Origin of the sequence: Xenorhabdus bovienii SS-2004, assembly GCF_000027225.1 — a bacterium.
Lineage (GTDB): Bacteria > Pseudomonadota > Gammaproteobacteria > Enterobacterales > Enterobacteriaceae > Xenorhabdus > Xenorhabdus bovienii_C.
Genome location: NC_013892.1, coordinates 3,205,323 through 3,224,640 on the forward strand (window position 1 = coordinate 3,205,323; position 19,318 = coordinate 3,224,640).

Below are 19,318 nucleotides of genomic sequence, written 5' to 3' on the forward strand. Positions count from 1 at the left end.
TAACGTAACGTATCAAATTGACTAATAAGTTACGTTGTTGTTTATTTATGCTTTACCCTTACCACCACCTTTACCACCTCCATTTCCATTTTTGCCACCATTCCCTCCTTTCCCAGAAGAGTTATTGCCATTACCACAGTTACTTCCATTAGCGTCACCAGTGGTGAGTATATAAGGTAATGTTGTATTTTCTTGCTGTATTGATAATGTTTTTATAGGTTGTTTATATCTAGATTCAACTTCGTTTGCCGCTGATATTGCTGGAGTTAATATTAAAGCAGTTATAATTATTCCTGAACTAAGGTACTTTAATTTCATAACTCCCTCTCAAATACAATTAAATTTAATGTATTTACCTTACTTGAAAACTAACATGACACGAGATCAATTATATTTTCATAGATAATTTGACATGTTTTTTAAAAAAAATAATAAACGTATCCTAAACAAGAATTCAGTTTTCTTATTTTTTCCTAATAAGAGTTATTCATTGAATTTTGTTATCATTTGCACTAATCGCTTGTGTTAAGCAACAAACGTCACTACCTACCGAATATGTGCTAACAGCATCTGTCACATCGTTATCTAGCTAACCATCCCCTCACTCCATAATATAAGATTCATTTTCTACCTCTGCATTCAAAATTAGCTCCATACTCTCAATTATTATATGAATCCGCCTATATTAAAAATCTAAATTTTCGGACATATATCTATACATATGTTATTATTTCAATAATGAAATATCATTCTTCCAATTATTTATTCATGAATAAAAAATGAATTTAATACAGGGTTAGCAAAAAATAAGCCAACCCCGTCAATATAAGATAGGTTTAGCCGTTTTTAACAAGACTTTTACGGCTAAAAAGAACGTGTGTAGACATCAGACATATCTTTTCAACAAATTACACACCCTCTAACCATACTACACTTGAAGTTCAACTAATTTATCTTCAGGTAGCGCTAGCTCATCATTGAGGTTGACTCGAACATCTGCATCAAGAATATGGCGAGCTATGTCCTGCGCTTCTTGCAAAGAATGCATCTCATAAGTACCACATTGATAAATGTTCAATTCTGGGATCTGATTCTGATCTTTAACCTTCAGTACATCAGCCATAGCTGCTTTCCAAGACTCGGCTACCCTCAGTTCAGCTGGTTCACCAATCAAGCTCATATAAAAACCAGTGCGGCATCCCATTGGAGAGATATCGATAATTTCAACACCATCACCATTCAAATGGTTACGCATAAAGCCCGCAAACAAATGTTCCAGGGTATGAATCCCTTTTTCTGGCATCACTTCTTTGTTCGGAACACAAAAACGTAAATCAAATACTGTGATGGTATCACCATGAGGTGTTTTCATCGTTTTGGCAACTCTAACAGCAGGTGCCTCCATACGAGTATGGTCAACTGTAAAACTATCTAATAAAGGCATAATACTACCTCCTGAGGTATCAGATTTTTTACGAAATTTTTTTCAGATAGATGAAACCTTTTCATTTGCGGCTGGTCATAAGATATGAAGACGCGCAAAATTGTTATCATCCCTATTTTCTAAGAGATTTTATTTCGGCCACCACTGGTGGCCATTTTCTTTTTTAATACCCAGCATGTAGTTTTAGGTAATCTTCAAAATCCATGCTGTCTTGCTGCTCTAAGCTCTTTTGCCGTTCTATCGAAGCATGACGCTCAACAGAAAAACATTCTTCACTCAGGATTGAATACGGTTCTTCAAGCAATTCACGATGATACTTGGTTGCCAATTCCAATCCAAAACCAACAATCCCTTGAGCTTTCATATTGCCCAGTACACGGGCTGAAAATGTCAATGATGGATTTTCAAACATACCAACCAACTCTTTGCAAGCTGATTGATATTGTGTTCCAGAACAGGTATCCAAGACTTCAGCTACACGCTCTAAATCCTTGAATAATTCTTGACCAACTGTTTTAAGTGGCTGCTGCTCTATACCATAACCAATGCCAATATTCAACCCTGGTTTACGCCCTTCCAAAATGACCTTATTCCAGTTTTGACGACAACAGTCAAGTTCCTTGCTACTCATTTCAGGAGCATCAGCCAAAGCACACCATATCAAAAATAGATCAAGAAAGCGGATCTGAATTTCATTGACGCCAATCGCCGTGAAAGGATTAATATCCAGAGAACGAACTTCGATATACTCTACACCGCCACGCAGCAAAGCATCAGAGGGCGATTCGCTCTCTTGAGTGACTCGTTTGGGACGAATCGGTGCATACAGTTCATTCTCAATTTGAAGAACATTAGTGTTAAGCTGCAGGTGTTTACCATCTTTTTTGCTTCCCAAAGCCGCAAACTCTATAGATGGTTTATGAATGGCTTTTTTAAGACCTTCTACATACGAATGGAGATTATTAAAGGTAATATTCAGATCACTTTGTGATTTGTTGGTATACCCCAAGTCACTCATTCTCAACGAGGTTGCATAAGGCAGGTAACAAGTCCCTTTTTCAGTTTCCTCAAAAGGGAGTGTTGTCTCTCGCCCACGTAAGAACGAAGAACAAATCGCGGGTGATGCACCAAATAAATAAGGGATCACCCATCCAAAACGATAATAATTACGGATCAGACGAAAATATCCGTCTGAAATCTGTTCTTTCCCACTTTCTGCATCTTTGATGCCTAACCATGCCTGCCAGAAACTTATTGGCAACGAGAAGTTATAATGTACGCCAGAAATGGTCTGCATCAATGCACCGTAACGGCTTTTCAATCCCTCACGGTATAAGGTCTTAAACCGCCCCACATTGGACGTGCCATATTGTGCCAGAGTGATGTTTTCCTCTTTGTCAATAAAGCATGGCATACTCAAAGGCCACATTTTTTCATTGCCCAAGTTCTGGGCAGTGTAACGATGTAAATCTTTAAGGAAAGCGACCGTTCTTTCTATGTCACTATCAACGGGGGTAATAAACTCCAATAGAGATTCAGCAAAATCAGTTGTAATCCATTTATGCGTTAAAGAAGCACCAAGTGGTTCTGGATGCCCTGTCATAGCTAAATGGCCGTCTGGAGTAACACGCAATGTTTCACGCTCAATACCGCGACAAATACCGTTCAATACAGTAGGATTTGCCTCTAGCCATGACAATGCTTTTGATACGTCCGGGATCAATTTGACCTCCCGTGGAGTTTTAAAAAGATTATTACTAAGCATTTACTTTATATCAAACAAGCCAGATTGTCGCTGATTACATAATCCTGATGATATACGATTGAATAAAATATGAGTTCGGATGATAAGAGAAATGTAATATATGAAAGGTGATAAGCGAAAAAGCCCCCACCTTATCAAGGTAGGGGCTAATATGGTGCATCCAGGAGGATTCGAACCTCCGACCGCTCGGTTCGTAGCCGAGTACTCTATCCAGCTGAGCTATGGATGCGTTATCAGTTTTCTATTTCTGGTCAGGCGCTATTAACTACCTTATTCCCAGATTCTAAATACCATAATGAAATCATGGTATTGAATATGGTGCATCCAGGAGGATTCGAACCTCCGACCGCTCGGTTCGTAGCCGAGTACTCTATCCAGCTGAGCTATGGATGCGTTGTCAGTTTTCTATTTCTGTTCAGGCGCTGCTGATTGCCTGATTTTCCAGAATTGGGACACCTAAAAATTACGGTGATTAAAATGGTGCATCCAGGAGGATTCGAACCTCCGACCGCTCGGTTCGTAGCCGAGTACTCTATCCAGCTGAGCTATGGATGCATTCTTAAAATGGCGGTGAGGGAGGGATTCGAACCCTCGATGCAGCTCTTAACCACATACTCCCTTAGCAGGGGAGCGCCTTCAGCCTCTCGGCCACCTCACCATTCGCTTTAAAACTTGCGACCTTGAAGTTTTCACTTCGTGAATTTTTCAGAACCTTTACTTCTGAAACTTACTCAGAAGCTTTTCTTCAAACTCTTCGTCGCTGCGATGGCGCACATATTACTTTCCCTGCCTGATAAGTCAAACAATTTTTCGCAACTTTTTTTCCGTTTGGATGCTTAGCATGCAGAATGTTTAGTTTAACGGCTAAGAGGCTATTTTATCAACAGCATAATTCCTTAAGTCTCGTTAAAATTTATGAAAATGATTATTCACCGCTATAACCTCATGAACGATGCTTTTTCAACAGATAGGAAATAAAAAGACGTGAGAGAATAAAAATAAGGTAGTAACGAAGCGTGAATCACTTCAATTTGGAGAGAGGGGAAGCAAAGTAGCGCCCAAGTCTTAAAAAAGAGTGGACGCCATTCTTGAATTAAAAAGTTGTAGGCTGAGATTTCTCTGCCTGAATCCGTTGATAAATTTCTTCACGGTGAACAGAAACTTCCTTGGGCGCATTCACACCAATGCGAACTTGGTTGCCTTTAACTCCCAGTACTGTGACTGTTACCTCATCGCCTATCATGAGCGTTTCACCAACTCGACGAGTCAGAATAAGCATTCTTTGCTCCTTGAAAATTTAAAAGAGTCGGGTCTCTAGGTTTCCCCGCTATTATCCATCAAACACCGTGAAAACGTAAAGCAATGATATCTACTTAAAGTATAAGCAGTTTTGAACACATTCCTATATCTATAGGATAGCTAAAATATAAGTATGCGCCCAACATTTCAACAATTTCACAACAAAAAAACATCCGGCACCATAAAAAACACTTTCATGGTGCCGTGGCTGTCACGGCAATACCAACTATAACCGCAATGTTACCCACTCTTCTACACTAGCTAATGCGGAAGGAAGAGCTGCTACATCAGTTCCGCCAGCCTGTGCCAGATCAGGACGTCCTCCTCCTTTACCTCCAACTTGCTGGGCAACAAAAGAGATTAAATCGCCTGCTTTTATTCTAGCAGTCAAATCCTTCGTTATACCAACAATTAGGGTGACTTTATCACCAGTCACAGTAGAAAGCACAATAATTGCTGATCCCAGTTGGTTTTTCAGTTCATCAACCATCGTTCTGAGCATTTTTGGTTCAGTATCACCCAATTGTGTTACCAGTAGGCGAACTCCCTGAATCTCTTTAGTTTGATTCGCCAAAGAGGAGCTTTCCTGAGCTGCTTGCTGAGACTTCAAGTGTTGCAACTCTTTTTCCAACTGTTTTGTTCTATCCAGTGTCGTTTTCACTTTCTCATTCAGGCTACTTATATCGCTTTTCACAAGATGAGCAATATCTTGCAGTAAATCCGTCTGCTGATAAACAGAATTCAGTGCAGTTTGCCCCGTGATAGCTTCTATACGACGAATCCCTGCAGCTGTACCTGATTCACTGGAAATACGAAATAACCCAATATCACCAGTACGGCTAGCATGAGTTCCACCACATAACTCAGTAGAAAAATCTCCCATGCTCAATACACGTACCTGTTCATCATACTTCTCACCAAACAGTGCCATGGCACCTTTGGTTTTTGCTTCTTCCAATTCCATTAATTCTGTAACAATTGATAAATTTTTGCGGATTTCTTCATTCACCAGATTTTCTACCTGACGGATCTGTTCTAACTTCATTGCTTCAAAATGAGAGAAGTCAAAACGCAGATATTTATCATTTACTAAAGAACCCTTCTGAGAAACATGTTCCCCCAGAATCTGACGTAATGCCGCATGTAGCAAATGAGTTGCGGAGTGATTCAAACGAATCGAATCTCGGCGTACCCTATTAATCTCAGCATTAATTGTATTATTAACGTTCAAAGTGCCATTTATCAATTTACCAATGTGACCAATTGCCTGACCGTATTTTTGTGTATCAGTAACCTCAAATATCCCGTTACCATTGGACAGATTACCTGTATCACCAACCTGTCCACCAGACTCAGCATAGAACGCTGTCTTATCAAGTATAACGATCGCTTCTTCACCTGCATGAATCTGATCAATCGCTTCACCATGACGGAAAATCGCCATCACCGTCGCTTGCTGTGAGTTATGTTCGTAACCAGAAAAATCACTGCGACCGTCAACTTTGATCTGTTCGTTATAATCTGTGCCAAAACCACTGGATTCACGTGCTCGGCGACGTTGGTTTTCCATCGCAACATCAAAACCGACTTCATCAACTTTGATATTACGCTCACGGCAAACATCCGCCGTCAGATCAACTGGGAAACCATAGGTATCATAGAGGCGAAAAGCAGTTTCGCCATCAAGGGTATCCCCAGACAATTTTTCCAGTTCTTCATCCAGCAATTGCAGACCGCGTTCCAGCGTACGGGCAAATTGCTCTTCCTCAGTTTTCAATACCTGTTCAACCAATGACTGCTGACGTTTTAGCTCATCGCCTGCCGAGCCCATGATTTTGATCAGTGGAGCAACCAGTTTATAGAAGAAGGTTTCTTTTGCACCCAGCATGTTGCCATGGCGAACTGCACGACGAATGATACGGCGCAACACATAACCACGGTTCTCATTCGACGGGACAACCCCATCACAAACCAAGAAGGCACATGAGCGGATATGGTCTGCAATAACACGCAGAGATTTGTTGGTAAGATCGGTTGCGCCAGTCACTTCTGCCACAGAAGCAATTAGATCGCAGAATAAGTCGATATCGTAGTTGGAATTGACGTGCTGTAACACTGCGGTGAGACGTTCCAAACCCATTCCGGTATCAACGGAAGGTTTTGGTAATGGCTCCATTGTGCCATCCACGTGGCGATTAAACTGCATAAAAACGATGTTCCAGATTTCAATATACCTGTCACCGTCTTCTTCTGGGCTGCCTGGAGGCCCACCCCAAATATGCTCACCGTGGTCATAAAAAATTTCTGTACAAGGACCACAAGGACCGGTATCTCCCATTTGCCAGAAGTTATCTGATGCATAAGGAGCGCCTTTGTTATCACCGATTCGAATAATTCTTTCTGCTGGAATACCAACTTCTTTGTGCCAGATATCATAGGCTTCATCGTCTGTCTCATAGACAGTAACCCACAGTTTTTCTTTTGGCAGATTGAACCACTCTTTGCCTGTCAGCAGTTCCCATGCGTATTTAATCGCATCTTGTTTAAAATAATCGCCAAAACTGAAATTACCCAACATTTCGAAGAAAGTATGGTGACGGGCTGTATAACCAACATTTTCTAAATCGTTATGCTTACCGCCAGCACGAACACAACGCTGAGCCGTTGTTGCTCGAGAATAAGGCCTTTTATCCAACCCAAGAAAAACATCTTTAAACTGATTCATTCCTGCGTTAGTGAACAACAAGGTTGGATCATTATTTGGCACCAGTGAACTACTTGGTACTATCTGGTGCCCTTTAGTGTGAAAAAAGTCAAGAAACGCCTGACGGATCTCAGCGGTGCTTTTGCTCATAATTGTCCCGAAATCAAGCTGAAAAAACAGATTCATGTATGGTTGAAGTGGTATATAGCGTATCCACCATTTCAACTCACGAATAAATTAAAATAGGGTTAAGATAGAATGTCTTCCATAAGAAGTAAAATCCCATATAAATTCATCCGCTTTTCAGCATTGTAATTCGTCTGGATATTTTCTGAAAGTCTGTTTGTCAAGCCAGTTTCAGTATCCCTATATCAATGATGTTGATTACTCCTATAAAAACAAAAACCACATCCCGACAGGATGTGGTTCTTCAAAAGGCAGTTTGTCACGACAGAGTAAAAGAGTGATTAAAACTCTTCATTTTTCACTTCTTCACCGTTGTCTTCATAATCAGCTTCATAATCAGAGACTGCACTATTGAATCCACCTGCATTATTTAACAGTAATTCACGCAGTTTTTTATCCAGCTCAGCAGAGATTTCTGGGTGCTCTTTCAGGTAAATAGTAGCATTAGCTTTACCCTGCCCGATCTTATCCCCGTTATAGCTGTACCATGCACCTGCTTTTTCGACCATTTTGTGTTTAACGCCCAAGTCGACCAATTCGCCAAAGGTGTTAATGCCTTCACCATACAAAATCTGGAATTCAGCTTGTTTGAATGGTGCCGCAATTTTGTTCTTGACTACTTTCACACGAGTCTCACTGCCAACAACTTCATCGCCATTTTTTACGGAACCAGTGCGGCGGATATCCAAACGGACAGATGCATAGAATTTCAGTGCGTTACCACCCGTTGTGGTTTCTGGGTTACCAAACATCACGCCAATTTTCATACGGATCTGGTTGATAAAGATTAGCAGAGTATTCGAGTTTTTCAGGTTACCTGCCAACTTACGCATTGCCTGACTCATCATACGAGCAGCCAATCCCATATGGGAATCGCCGATCTCACCTTCGATTTCCGCTTTCGGGGTTAATGCAGCAACGGAGTCAACAACGATGACGTCAACTGCCCCAGAGCGTGACAAGGCATCACAGATTTCCAGTGCCTGTTCACCGGTATCAGGCTGGGAGCACAGCAGATTATCAATATCTACGCCCAACTTTTTGGCATAAACCGGATCAAGGGCATGTTCGGCATCAATAAAAGCACAGGTTTTGCCTTCACGCTGGGCAGAAGCAATAACTTGCAGTGTCAATGTTGTTTTACCGGAAGATTCAGGCCCGTATATTTCAACAATACGACCCATTGGCAAACCACCCGCACCTAAAGCTATATCCAGTGAGAGGGAGCCAGTAGAGATAGTTTCAACATCCATTGAGCGGTTTTCGCCCAGACGCATGATAGAACCTTTACCAAATTGTTTTTCAATTTGACCCAGCGCCGCTGCTAGTGCTTTTTGTTTGTTTTCATCGTTAGCCATGTTTACTCCTTCGTAAGCAATGAAGGGGCTGCCCCACTGCTGATAAACCGTTTCTGATACCAAAGTGCTGGAATTAATTATACTGTATAATCATACAGCATCAAGCTAATTTTTTATGATTTCTTCCAGCAGTGTTTTTAAAGAAAAAATAACGGCCTGAAGCCGTACTGCATTGCGCTCACCCGTAAAATGCTGGCGATATGTCACGGTATGTACATCCTCACGATTACGGTAGGCAAACCCAAAACAGACCGTTCCCGTCGGTTTTTCTTCACTACCACCACCCGGACCTGCGATGCCACTGACAGAAACAGCAAAATCTGCTCTGGCCGCTTTTAATGCCCCTACTGCCATTTCTTTAACGACCTGTTCACTCACCGCACCAAACTGCATCAGAGATGCCTGTGATACACCCAGCATTTCATTTTTAGAATCATTGCCATAGGTCACGAAACCACGGTTAAAATAGGCCGAACTTCCCGCAATATCTGTGATCACTTTAGCAATCCAGCCCCCTGTGCAGGATTCTGCACAGGTTAAGGATAATTTCTTCCGCTGGAGCTTCTTTCCAATTTCAATACTAAGCTGATTCAGGATTTTTTCATCCATAACAAGCCTTCAATTCTATAAGAAATTAATTTTTCCGAAGCAGATCCCAAATCCATACTCCCCCAATTGTCAGTGAGAACAAGATACCAAAACCAATACCGACGGTAACGACCGATGCGCCCAGCATGATGGAAATTAGATACAGACCCAACATCACCAGCATCGCGCTGTTTTCACCAAAATTCTGCACAGCGACAGCATTACCTGCGCCCATCTCATGTTTTCCATGCTCCTGCAATAAGGCATTCAATGGAACGACAAAGAAGCCGCCAAATACACCAAGGACAGTTAGGAGCAAATAGGAAGACCACATTGATTGCTGAACAGCAAAAACAATCACCATAATGCCGATCAGAATACCTGCGGGCATACAACGGCGAACTGTTTTCAAGGTGATAAACCGTGCAGCCAACCCGGCTCCCACAATAATGCCAACGGCAACCATTGCGTTCATCAGCGTAGGTGTCGTATTACCCTCTATCCCCAACACGACGGGAACCCACGCTACTAACAGGAAGCGCAGAGTTACCCCGGCACCCCAGAACAGACTGGTTCCTACTAGCGAAAATCGCGTTTCCTGATTACGCCAAAGCGCAGAACAGACAACCATAAAATCCACCAGCATTTTTTTGGGATTCCATCCCTTACCCTGGCGCGCAGCAGCAAGCCGGGGGATATAGAAATTAGCTACTACAGCCGCACCATACATCAAAGCACAAAGACCTAATGCCAGTGCCAAACTGATATCAGACAGGAAACCGCCAGCCACAGAACCAATCAAAATGGCTGCAATTGTCGAAGCTTCCATCACACCATTGGCTTTGACCAGACGACCACCATCGGTTAATTCACCCAATATTCCGTATTTAGCGGGGGAATAGGCAGCGGCGCCAATCCCCACAAGGGTGTATCCGAGGAAAGGATTCATATCGATACAGATACTGATGGCACCAAGTAATTTGATGCCATTGGCGAAAAGCATAACCCAGCCTTTCGAAAACCGATCAGCAATTTGTCCTACGAAAGGGGCAAGCACAATATAGGTCAGCACGAAAACAATCTGCAGGGCTGGCAGACTCCATCCAGGGTAAGCTTCAGCCTTCAATTGAGCTAAAATGGCAAAGAACAGCGCATTGTCAGCAAAAGCAGTGAGAAATTGAGACAGTAATACTGCTTTCATTCCCTTATTTAACAGTGGTTGTGTGTCTACAGTTCCATTCATTTCCTTACTCCTGTTCTGCCATTTTTCTTAATGTGACAAAATCCGGTTTTCCACTGCCAAGCAATGGTAACTGCTTCACATAACGAATATCGCGTGGAACCGCCAGTTCAGGCATTCCCATTTCTCGGGCAACCCCCGACATCGCATTTCTATTCAAATTAGCATCGGTTGTAAAGAGTACCAGCGCTTCACCTTTGCTAAGATCACTCTTAGCTGTAGCTGCATGCAATGCGTCAGGAGAGACTCGCGATGCAATTTGTTCTACGGCTTCGAGAGAAACCATTTCGCCTGCCAATTTTGCAAAACGCTTCACTCGCCCTTTGATTGTACAAAAACCTCTGTCATCAATAGAAACAATATCACCTGTATCATACCAGCCGATCTGAGTATTGCCTTCGGCATCTTCTGCGGTTGGTAGTTCCAGATGTTCAGGTGCCTCAACACGCAGATATCCTTTCATGACATTCGGCCCACGCAATTGTAAACGACCGCCGCCCTCAATACCCTGTACAGGAAGAAGGCGAGCTTCCATTCCCGGTAAGATCCGTCCGACAGTTCCCATTTTAGCTGCCATGGGTACATTAATTGCCACAACAGGAGCACACTCTGTCACACCGTAGCCTTCCAGAATGCGAATGCCGAATTTATCTAGCCAAACACGTTTAGTGTTTTCTGACAGTTTTTCTGCCCCAGCAACCACATAGCGCAAGCGGGCAAAATCATAAGGATGGGCAAAACGGGCATAATTACCCAAGAACGTTGAAGTCCCAAACAAAACGGTACAATTACGATCATAGACCAGTTCAGGCACGACACGATAGTGCAATGGGCTTGGATAGAGGAATACGCGGCTACCTGTCATCAACGGGGTAAATAAACCAACTGTCAGCCCAAAAGCATGAAACAGCGGTAAAGAGGACATAAAACGATCCTGAGGAGTAAAATCAGCAATCGTTTTAATTTGCTCAACATTCGCCAATAAGCTGGCATGACTGTGCACAACACCTTTCGGTGCACCTTCAGAGCCAGAGGTAAACAGGATCAGAGCATCATCATCAGGCTTCTGGGAAGGCGTAATGGCCTTAGCAGGAAAAATCAGGTGCCATAATATCCAAAGCTTATCTTCCCGCGTAATCGTATCTTTCAGATCTTCAAGATATACCCAATTGGCTTCCGTCACCTGTTCTGGCAGGTGGGTTAATTGCCCTTTTTGCAAAAATTGACGAGATGTCACGATGGTTTTGATTGTCGCTGCTTTCATGGCATTTTTAATACCACTCGTTCCCGCAGTGTAGTTCAGCAAAGCAGGCACTCGTTCTTTCAGCGAAGCACCATATATGGCAGCGGCCATCACTGTAGCATTAGGTAATAAAAGTCCAACCCGTTCATTTTTTTGAGTAAACTGTTCTAAAATCCGGCTGACGCCCAGTATTTTTTTCAGCAATGCGTGATAACTATCTTCCTTAAAAGTTACGTCTTCAATACAGGGTTTAAAACGGCCAAAACGTTTTTGTGCAGCAAGGTAAGCGCTAAATAACGGGTCATGTATTAAATGGTTAGTTGCTGTGATATGCTTCCGGCTTTTTAAGGATGAAGTATGGCCAAAGTTGATGTCTATTGCCGTTATTGCCACAAATCAGAACAGGTCAAAGGACATGGGAAAGGAAATGGCGGACATCCTCGTTATCGCTGTTATAGCTGCTGTAAGGTCTTTCAGTTGGCGTATACCTATCAGGCCTGCAAACCCGGCGTTAAAGAACAGATTGTCGATATCGCGATGAATAACGGGGGAATTCGTGACACCGCTCGGATCCTGAAAGTCGCCACCGCCACCGTCATGAAAACATTAAAAACCTCAGACCCCGAAACGTAACGACACTTCCCCTTGCGGAATGTGGCATCCAGATTGTCTGTGAAATCGACGAGCAATGGTCGTTTGTCGGCAATAAGAAAAACCAACGCTGGCTTTGGTATGCTTGGGAACCCCGCCTGAAGCGAATAGTGGCTCATGTTTTTGGCGATCGCAGTCGAAAAACGTTAGACAAGCTGCTTACCCTCTTATCTTCCTTTACTATTCGGTTTTACTGCACGGATGACTATGTTGTTTATGACCCACTTCCCGAGGAAGAGCACTTGACTGGAAAGGCGTTTACTCAGCGTATAGAGAGAACGAATTTAACGCATCGTACCCGAATCAAAAGGCTGAATAGAAAAACCATTGGGTATTCAAAATCGGAAGAAATGCACGATAAAGTGATAGGAACCTTTATTGAACGTGAACATTATTTTTAATACCTAATCTAATCATTTAATACATGACCAAATAACGTCTCTTTTGGACGGGTCTGCATCCTCACATCCATCATGATGGTATGAAGATGTTCCCCCGCCAAACGACGACGAGTTGAAGAATCTGGTGCATCCGGCATAGGGAAATCGACCGCAGGCAAAACCTTGATGGTAATTTTCGGAAACCAATGCAGTTTCATAATCTCTTTCAGGCGCCCAAAAATACTTTGCTCTGCGCCATCAATACGGATTGGGACCACTTTTGCGCCTGATTTAGCCGCGACAAAAGCAGCACCATCATAGATCTTCATGAAAGAGCCAGTTATCGTGATCCGTCCTTCTGGAAAAATAACGATAGGACGCCCGTTATCAACCTCTTTAACCAACGTTCTGACTGCCATAGGATTGTTCGGATCTAAGGGGACAACATCCGCATAAGGCTTAATCAATCTGAGAAAAGCGGGGGTCGCAAGATGAGAATAAACGGCGAATACTGGCTTCACTGGCAGAAAAAGCCCAATCAGAAGACCATCTAGAAAAGAAATATGATTGGGTGTAATAATACATTTGGGATGGTTGAACTGCTTATCATCACCTTCTACCGTGACTCTAAAGAGCACACGAACAACTAATCGTATAAATTTTATGAGCATATCCATATCTCAATATAATTAAATAAAATTAAAGTGAGTTAGTAAAATGATACTATAATTGGTATAAGCAGTCTGAGATATAAAATTTTACGTCTATATAAAAAATAAGCACAAAGATATTTGAATATATCAAATCACCCTATTTTTTGGTTTAAAATATAGCCATTAATTAAAGATGAAATATTTTCTGTCGAAGAATTGGCATCCACAATGAAATTTGCACATTCACGGTATAATTGCTCTCTTTCAGTCAAGATGCTTTCGATTTCTTCTGTGATCGATTTACCTGTCAGACTGGGGCGCTGTGTATTTTCTGGGTTGAGCGATAGTCGTTTGATTAAAACTTCCGCTGGAGCCTGTAAATAAACCACAATACCATTTTGTTGCATATACTGGCGGTTTTCAGACGACAGTATCATTCCGCCTCCCGTTGAAATAACGCACTTATTCTGACTGGCATTTTTTAGTATTTGACTTTCTAATTCCCTGAAATGTGTCCAACCATATTGTTCAACAAGGTCAGCAATAGTCATTCCACAAAAGGCTTGAATACTTTCATCAGTATCAATAAACGTATACGATAGTGCTTCAGCCAACAACTTACCTATTGTCGTCTTCCCAGCACCTCGTGCGCCTACGATGAATAGAGTCTGTTTCATTTCGTTGTTTTCCTGAAGGTATATAGTTAAGCTTAAACACAAGTGTAGTAACTAAATATTTACATCAATATAAAAAATACTTTTCATCAAGCAAAGAGCCACACTTACGATAAAGTGTGACTTAACATCGCTTAGTGAACGCTATCTAACAATGAATTTCGATATTAGCGACGGGATAGATAATCGCCATAGCCAATCCACTTATAAGTCGTCAACGCATCCAGCCCCATCGGGCCTCTGGAGTGTAACTTCTGGGTACTGACAGCAACTTCTGCCCCCAGACCAAACTGGCCGCCATCAGTAAACCGAGTACTTGCATTCACATACACGGCCGATGAATCCACATGACTGACAAAATAATCAGCCTGTTGCAAGCTCTCTGTCAGGATAGCATCCGAATGAGCAGTACCATATGTGCGGATATGACTAATAGCCTGATCGATACCACTGACAATCTCAACATTCATATCCAGTGACAGCCATTCATCACAGTAATCTTCTTCTATTACTTCAACGACCTTGGCCGGACCCTCTTTCAGCAGTGCCATCGCAGATACTCCTGCATGCAGTGTCACCCCCTGCTCTTTCATTCTGGCACTCAATGCTGGCAGAAAATCAGACGCAATTTGTTCATGTATCAGTAAAGTTTCCAAGGAATTACAGGCACTTGGGCGCTGAACTTTTGCATTGGTGATCACATCCAGCGCTTTTTCAACATCGACACTTTCGTCTACGAATGTGTGGCAGACACCAATCCCCCCGGTGATAACTGGAATAGTCGATTGTTCACGACAAAGTTTATGCAAACCAGCCCCGCCACGCGGGATCAACATATCAACATAGCTATTCATTTTCAGCAATTCAGCAACTAACTCACGATCGGGTTTACCGATGGCCTGAACCGCAGTGGCAGGTAAACCACTTTGCTCCAGCGCCTGCTGAATAACTTTAACCATGACCTGATTGGTATGATGAGTTTCCTTGCCACCACGCAAGATAACTGCATTTCCGGTTTTCAGGCACAGTGAGGCTACATCAATCGTGACATTTGGACGAGCTTCATAAATCACGCCGATAACGCCCAGAGGAACACGGCGACGACTAAGTTGCAGACCATTGTCCAATGATTGCCCATCTAGAATCTGCCCAACCGGATCAGCCAGACGACAAACCTGACGCACATCATTGGCGATGGCACTCAATCGTCCAGGTGTCAGCAATAATCGATCAAGCAGTGCTTCACTCATGTTTTGTTCACGAGCCTGTTCCATATCTTGCTGATTAGCGGCAAGAATCACTTCTGTTTCTTTTTCAAGCAAGTCAGCAATATGACTCAGAGCCTGATTTTTCTGGCTGGTACTCAATTGAGCCAGTTGCCATGATGCTGCTTTAGCTGCTTTTCCCATCTGCTCTAGCATGGTGGAATCCTTAACTCACTATCAATTACGATCAGTTAACTAACTTACGATCATATCATCACGGTGCACAGCAACCGCGCCATACTCATAACCCAGTATCTGGCTGATTTGCTGTGAATGATGGCCTGCAATCAGGCGTAAGGCATCGCTATTGTAACGACATACACCGCGGGCTAACTCTTTGCCGGACAAGCTGCGGACACGGATCACTTCACCACGGGAAAAATTACCTTTGACGTTTTTAATCCCTTTTGGCAGTAAAGAACTGCCTTTTTCAAGGATGGCGGCTTCTGCTCCGTGATCAACGATGATTTCCCCTGCGGGAGGGGCGCCAAAGATCCAGCGTTTACGATTTTCCATCGGGCAGGCCTGACCATGAAAACGAGTGCCAACTGATTTGCCTTCAATGACATCTGCAACAACTTCCGGTCTATTACCCGCAGCAATGATGACATCGACCCCCGCACGCCCCGCAATTCCCGCAGCCTGAAGTTTCGTGGCCATTCCACCTGTACCCAGACCTGAAACGCTATCCCCTGCCATCATTTTTAACTCATCACTGATATCATGCACTTCAGGAATAAGCTTCGCTTCAGGGTTATTACGCGGATCGGCAGTATAAAGCCCTTCGATATCAGTCAGAAGCAACAATTTATCTGCACTGCCCAGAATCGCAGCCAGCGCAGAAAGGTTATCGTTGTCGCCGACTTTGATCTCTGCTGTTGCAACGGCATCGTTCTCATTAATGATGGGGATAATATGATTATCAAGTAGTGCCTGAAGCGTATCCCTTGCATTCAGAAAACGTTCACGATCTTCCAGATCCGCACGGGTCAGCAACATTTGCCCAACATGAATACCATAAATGGAAAAAAGTTGTTCCCACAATTGAATCAACCGACTTTGCCCAACAGCCGCCAACAATTGTTTTGAAGCAATTGTAGCAGGCAAATCTGGATATCCCAGATGTTCCCGTCCTGCTGCAATCGCACCCGAGGTCACAATGATAATACGGTGGCCTTTTTCATGCTGTTGAGCACATTGCCGAACCAGTTCCACAATGTGAGCACGATTCAAACGACGAGAGCCACCAGTCAGTACACTCGTTCCCAGTTTCACAACCAATGTTTGGCTGCCATTCATCATATTTCTGCCATTACAGTAAGTTTGAAAAAACAATGCTCAGTTTTAACAGGAGAGGAGCGTTATGCCAACCGACATAACGCAAAATTAAAAAAAAGCGGGCTTAGAACAAACTCATGCCATAATTTGAGTCTGAAGAGCGATGGTATTTTTGGACGGGATCAACGTCAGTTTGAAGGTATCAAAAGAATCCGTCAGACGTTTGTGAAATGCCTGCAAAGTTGACTCAAGATGCTCAAGATCAGCAATTTTTTTGATGCCCATCGACTTCCATTCACCATTTTTATCAAATAGGCCTATTTGATAGTTATAAACAAACCCTTTTTCGTCTTCTTCTAATTCCAGCCACCATCCCCAAAACTCCCTTTTTTCTGGAACCACCTTTGCACTGACACAAACAGCTAGGCAGTCAAAGAAAAAATAGCCATTTTGGCATTTTAATTCACGTATATACGGTCCTAATGCAGAAAAGCTCTTCAACAACTTATTTCTAGAATAACTTACGGGTAAAGCCATACAAAGGTCTCCTTCATATACAGAAACACGGTTTCATTAAACGGTTTTAAAATATTATTCCCTAAATTTAGGTTTAGGTGGCTTTACCTTTCAACCATACACTTGTTTCATGTAACGCCTTATTAAAACCACTATAGACTGGCGTAGAAGGAATTGCCAATAACGAACCATCCATTGATGACATTGCAATAAGTTTTGAGTCTTCCCTTGGGCTGAAAACGTCATCTTTCCAATAAACGGAAAGCATTGGCACAGAACAGCGACGTCCCAGCAATCCTTGGTTTTTCAGTGAATAACAGCTCAATTCTAAACGTAAGGCAGCTTCATCGACGTGATAGATACCCAAACGATTAGCAAGCACATCGATGTACATTGACGGTATATTCTGCTGTCGTTTCTCGTCATTCAGCAATGTATGAACTATCGGACCAATAACGGCCACACCCTTAATAAGTTGAGGCTCCAGATAAGCAAGACGTACTGCAATATTTGCGCCGAAACGAAATCCCATAACGCCTACACGAGTATGATCAATCCACGGAATTTGATTCAACTGCTGAAGAACCTGCTGATGGAGTATGCACGTATCCTGCGTCAATTTGAATTTGGCAGAGTAACCAACAGCAGGCATATCTACTGTCAACATGGCAAAACCGAGTGGAGCAAGATGATCACGAAACAGTCGCCAGAAGTCACTCTGCACATTGTCAAGGCTGGTACAAACCAATATTGTTGGGCATGGCTCTTGAACGTTAGGAGGAAGATGCAATAAGCCTGTGACACTTTTGCCCCCTTCCAACTTAAATTCCAGTTTTTTCAACTCATAGTCAGAACTGTGAGCCGCATTTTCATAGGATTTACTGGCCAGCACAGCGGCCTGCTCAGCCAGTTCATCACCGCGCAAATGAGGATAAGCTGCAATGCTATACAGCATCGCAGCCTTTAGCCAATATGTACCGGCTTCAGATGTCTGCTCCGCACGCAACGCCTCCCGTTGCCAGTACATAGCCTGCTGCGTCCACTCAAATGCCCAGTTTCCCTTACGATAGCCGATCACAGTATCCAATAAATGGTCATCACTGCGTTCGGCATCTATCACCGCAATCCTACTGAGAACATCCTGAATTTCCAGTGGATTGATTCCCCTCCAGATCCAAGCAAGCCAATCAATCATCCGATACCAGTGCTCGCGACGCTCTCCACCAAGCATCCTACCACTGGCCGCTGTGGACTGTGGGCGGATATATTTTACCAGTGTAGACGTTTCCTGCTGTTTAAGCTGAGGCTTGAACAACGACTCTGAAAGGTTTTGTTTAGTCATAACAAAAGAGAAATATTACGGCTTATTACAAATAGGTGGAATGAACATCACACCCATATCCCATGGTTGTTCGATCCATGTATCTTGCGGAATATCGATCACATAATCATCCACTAAAGGACGGCCAGCCGGTTTAGCGAAAATAGTCACGAAATGCGCTTTAGGATACATGTTACGAATTGCCTGCGCTGTACCTCCGGTATCAACCAAATCATCGACAACGATAAAACCTTCTCCGTCACCTTCCGCTTTTTTAACGACTGTCAATTCACGCTGATTATCATGGTCATAGCTGGAAATACAGACAGTATCGACATGACGAATCCCCAGTTCACGCGCCAGCAATGCACCCGGTACAAGCCCACCACGGCTAACGGCAATAATGCCTTTCCATTGTTCTACAGGAAGTAAACGTTGTGCTAATTTACGGGCATGCATTTGCAACATATCCCACGTTACAACATATTTTTCGCTCATATGATTTGATCCTGGAAACTAAGAATGCCTCAGAAAAGAGTTTTTTGCGGAAAAAAAGGTTGCGCGGGATTATAGTGATTTGGATCGGCAAAAACCAGTAAAAAACAAGGGAAATCCTGATCCTGACTGCACATCTCAAACAAGAAAATGATATCCTCGAGCATGGCATGGGCATTGGGACAGCTCAAGATGACAAAAGCCCCCGATGCGTCAGACATTACTATTTCCATCTCATCAAAATGCAGTTACAGGAGA

16 protein-coding genes, 4 tRNA genes and 2 pseudogenes are annotated in these 19,318 nt (G+C 43.0%); 1 reads left to right on the forward strand and 21 read right to left on the reverse strand.

Annotated elements, in window-relative coordinates:
• Positions 1–45: 45 nt before the first annotated feature.
• From XBJ1_RS13935 to aas, 13 genes and pseudogenes are all read right to left on the reverse strand, one after another.
• Complete coding sequence (locus XBJ1_RS13935; protein ID WP_012989643.1) at positions 46–318, reverse strand: hypothetical protein; 273 nt, start codon at positions 316–318, stop codon at positions 46–48.
• 610 nt (positions 319–928) lie between these two features.
• The gene (gene luxS / locus XBJ1_RS13940) at positions 929–1,444 is read right to left on the reverse strand and encodes an S-ribosylhomocysteine lyase (RefSeq protein ID WP_012989645.1); all 516 of its coding nucleotides are present in this window, start codon (positions 1,442–1,444) and stop codon (positions 929–931) included.
• A 163-nt stretch (positions 1,445–1,607) separates the two neighbouring features.
• Positions 1,608–3,167: a glutamate--cysteine ligase gene (gshA, locus tag XBJ1_RS13945; protein ID WP_038199196.1), complete on the reverse strand. Its 1,560-nt coding sequence runs from the start codon at positions 3,165–3,167 to the stop codon at positions 1,608–1,610.
• A 194-nt stretch (positions 3,168–3,361) separates the two neighbouring features.
• A tRNA-Arg gene (locus tag XBJ1_RS13950) sits at positions 3,362–3,438 on the reverse strand.
• 87 nt (positions 3,439–3,525) lie between these two features.
• Positions 3,526–3,602 (reverse strand) — tRNA-Arg (locus tag XBJ1_RS13955).
• Between the two features lie 85 nt (positions 3,603–3,687).
• A tRNA-Arg gene (locus XBJ1_RS13960) sits at positions 3,688–3,764 on the reverse strand.
• Between the two features lie 10 nt (positions 3,765–3,774).
• A tRNA-Ser gene (locus XBJ1_RS13965) sits at positions 3,775–3,867 on the reverse strand.
• A 435-nt stretch (positions 3,868–4,302) separates the two neighbouring features.
• A complete protein-coding gene (gene csrA / locus XBJ1_RS13970) occupies positions 4,303–4,488 on the reverse strand; it encodes a carbon storage regulator CsrA (RefSeq protein ID WP_010845367.1) in 186 nt (61 codons plus the stop codon).
• 246 nt (positions 4,489–4,734) lie between these two features.
• Entirely contained in the window at positions 4,735–7,362 is a 2,628-nt protein-coding gene (alaS, locus tag XBJ1_RS13975) for an alanine--tRNA ligase (protein WP_038199197.1), read from the reverse strand.
• A 317-nt stretch (positions 7,363–7,679) separates the two neighbouring features.
• On the reverse strand, positions 7,680–8,756 hold the full coding sequence (gene recA, locus XBJ1_RS13980) for a recombinase RecA (RefSeq protein WP_012989648.1): 1,077 nt from the start codon (positions 8,754–8,756) through the stop codon (positions 7,680–7,682).
• A 105-nt stretch (positions 8,757–8,861) separates the two neighbouring features.
• Positions 8,862–9,365, reverse strand: a complete 504-nt coding sequence (gene pncC, locus XBJ1_RS13985) for a nicotinamide-nucleotide amidase (RefSeq protein WP_012989649.1) — start codon at positions 9,363–9,365, stop codon at positions 8,862–8,864.
• Positions 9,366–9,390: 25 nt separating this feature from the next.
• On the reverse strand, positions 9,391–10,587 hold the full coding sequence (gene lplT, locus XBJ1_RS13990; protein ID WP_012989650.1) for a lysophospholipid transporter LplT: 1,197 nt from the start codon (positions 10,585–10,587) through the stop codon (positions 9,391–9,393).
• Positions 10,588–10,591: 4 nt separating this feature from the next.
• Positions 10,592–12,130, reverse strand: a pseudogene (gene aas, locus XBJ1_RS13995) (bifunctional acyl-ACP--phospholipid O-acyltransferase/long-chain-fatty-acid--ACP ligase); the annotation flags it as partial.
• Positions 12,131–12,184: 54 nt separating this feature from the next.
• Here aas and XBJ1_RS20940 point away from each other — a divergent pair.
• A protein-coding gene (locus XBJ1_RS20940; RefSeq protein ID WP_143827612.1) for an IS1 family transposase occupies positions 12,185–12,879 on the forward strand; the annotation gives its coding sequence in 2 pieces (ribosomal slippage) (positions 12,185–12,440 and positions 12,440–12,879; 696 coding nt in all).
• 32 nt (positions 12,880–12,911) lie between these two features.
• On the opposite strand, the pseudogene XBJ1_RS14005 reads toward XBJ1_RS20940, so the two are convergent.
• The 8 genes and pseudogenes from XBJ1_RS14005 to XBJ1_RS14040 all read right to left on the reverse strand — a co-directional run.
• Positions 12,912–13,529: pseudogene (locus XBJ1_RS14005) on the reverse strand (1-acyl-sn-glycerol-3-phosphate acyltransferase); the annotation flags it as partial.
• A gap of 134 nt (positions 13,530–13,663) precedes the next feature.
• Positions 13,664–14,188: a shikimate kinase AroL gene (gene aroL / locus XBJ1_RS14010; RefSeq protein WP_012989653.1), complete on the reverse strand. Its 525-nt coding sequence runs from the start codon at positions 14,186–14,188 to the stop codon at positions 13,664–13,666.
• A gap of 164 nt (positions 14,189–14,352) precedes the next feature.
• Entirely contained in the window at positions 14,353–15,606 is a 1,254-nt protein-coding gene (gene proA / locus XBJ1_RS14015; protein ID WP_012989654.1) for a glutamate-5-semialdehyde dehydrogenase, read from the reverse strand.
• A 39-nt stretch (positions 15,607–15,645) separates the two neighbouring features.
• The gene (gene proB, locus XBJ1_RS14020; RefSeq protein WP_012989655.1) at positions 15,646–16,749 is read right to left on the reverse strand and encodes a glutamate 5-kinase; all 1,104 of its coding nucleotides are present in this window, start codon (positions 16,747–16,749) and stop codon (positions 15,646–15,648) included.
• A gap of 114 nt (positions 16,750–16,863) precedes the next feature.
• Positions 16,864–17,265 (reverse strand): sigma factor-binding protein Crl, encoded by a 402-nt coding sequence (gene crl / locus XBJ1_RS14025; RefSeq protein WP_012989656.1) that lies wholly within the window; start codon positions 17,263–17,265, stop codon positions 16,864–16,866.
• Between the two features lie 73 nt (positions 17,266–17,338).
• Positions 17,339–18,586, reverse strand: coding sequence for an esterase FrsA (gene frsA, locus XBJ1_RS14030; RefSeq protein ID WP_012989657.1), 1,248 nt, complete (start codon positions 18,584–18,586; stop codon positions 17,339–17,341).
• A 15-nt stretch (positions 18,587–18,601) separates the two neighbouring features.
• Positions 18,602–19,063: a xanthine phosphoribosyltransferase gene (gene gpt / locus XBJ1_RS14035; protein WP_012989658.1), complete on the reverse strand. Its 462-nt coding sequence runs from the start codon at positions 19,061–19,063 to the stop codon at positions 18,602–18,604.
• A 29-nt stretch (positions 19,064–19,092) separates the two neighbouring features.
• Entirely contained in the window at positions 19,093–19,281 is a 189-nt protein-coding gene (locus XBJ1_RS14040; protein ID WP_012989659.1) for a hypothetical protein, read from the reverse strand.
• Positions 19,282–19,318 lie beyond the last annotated feature (37 nt).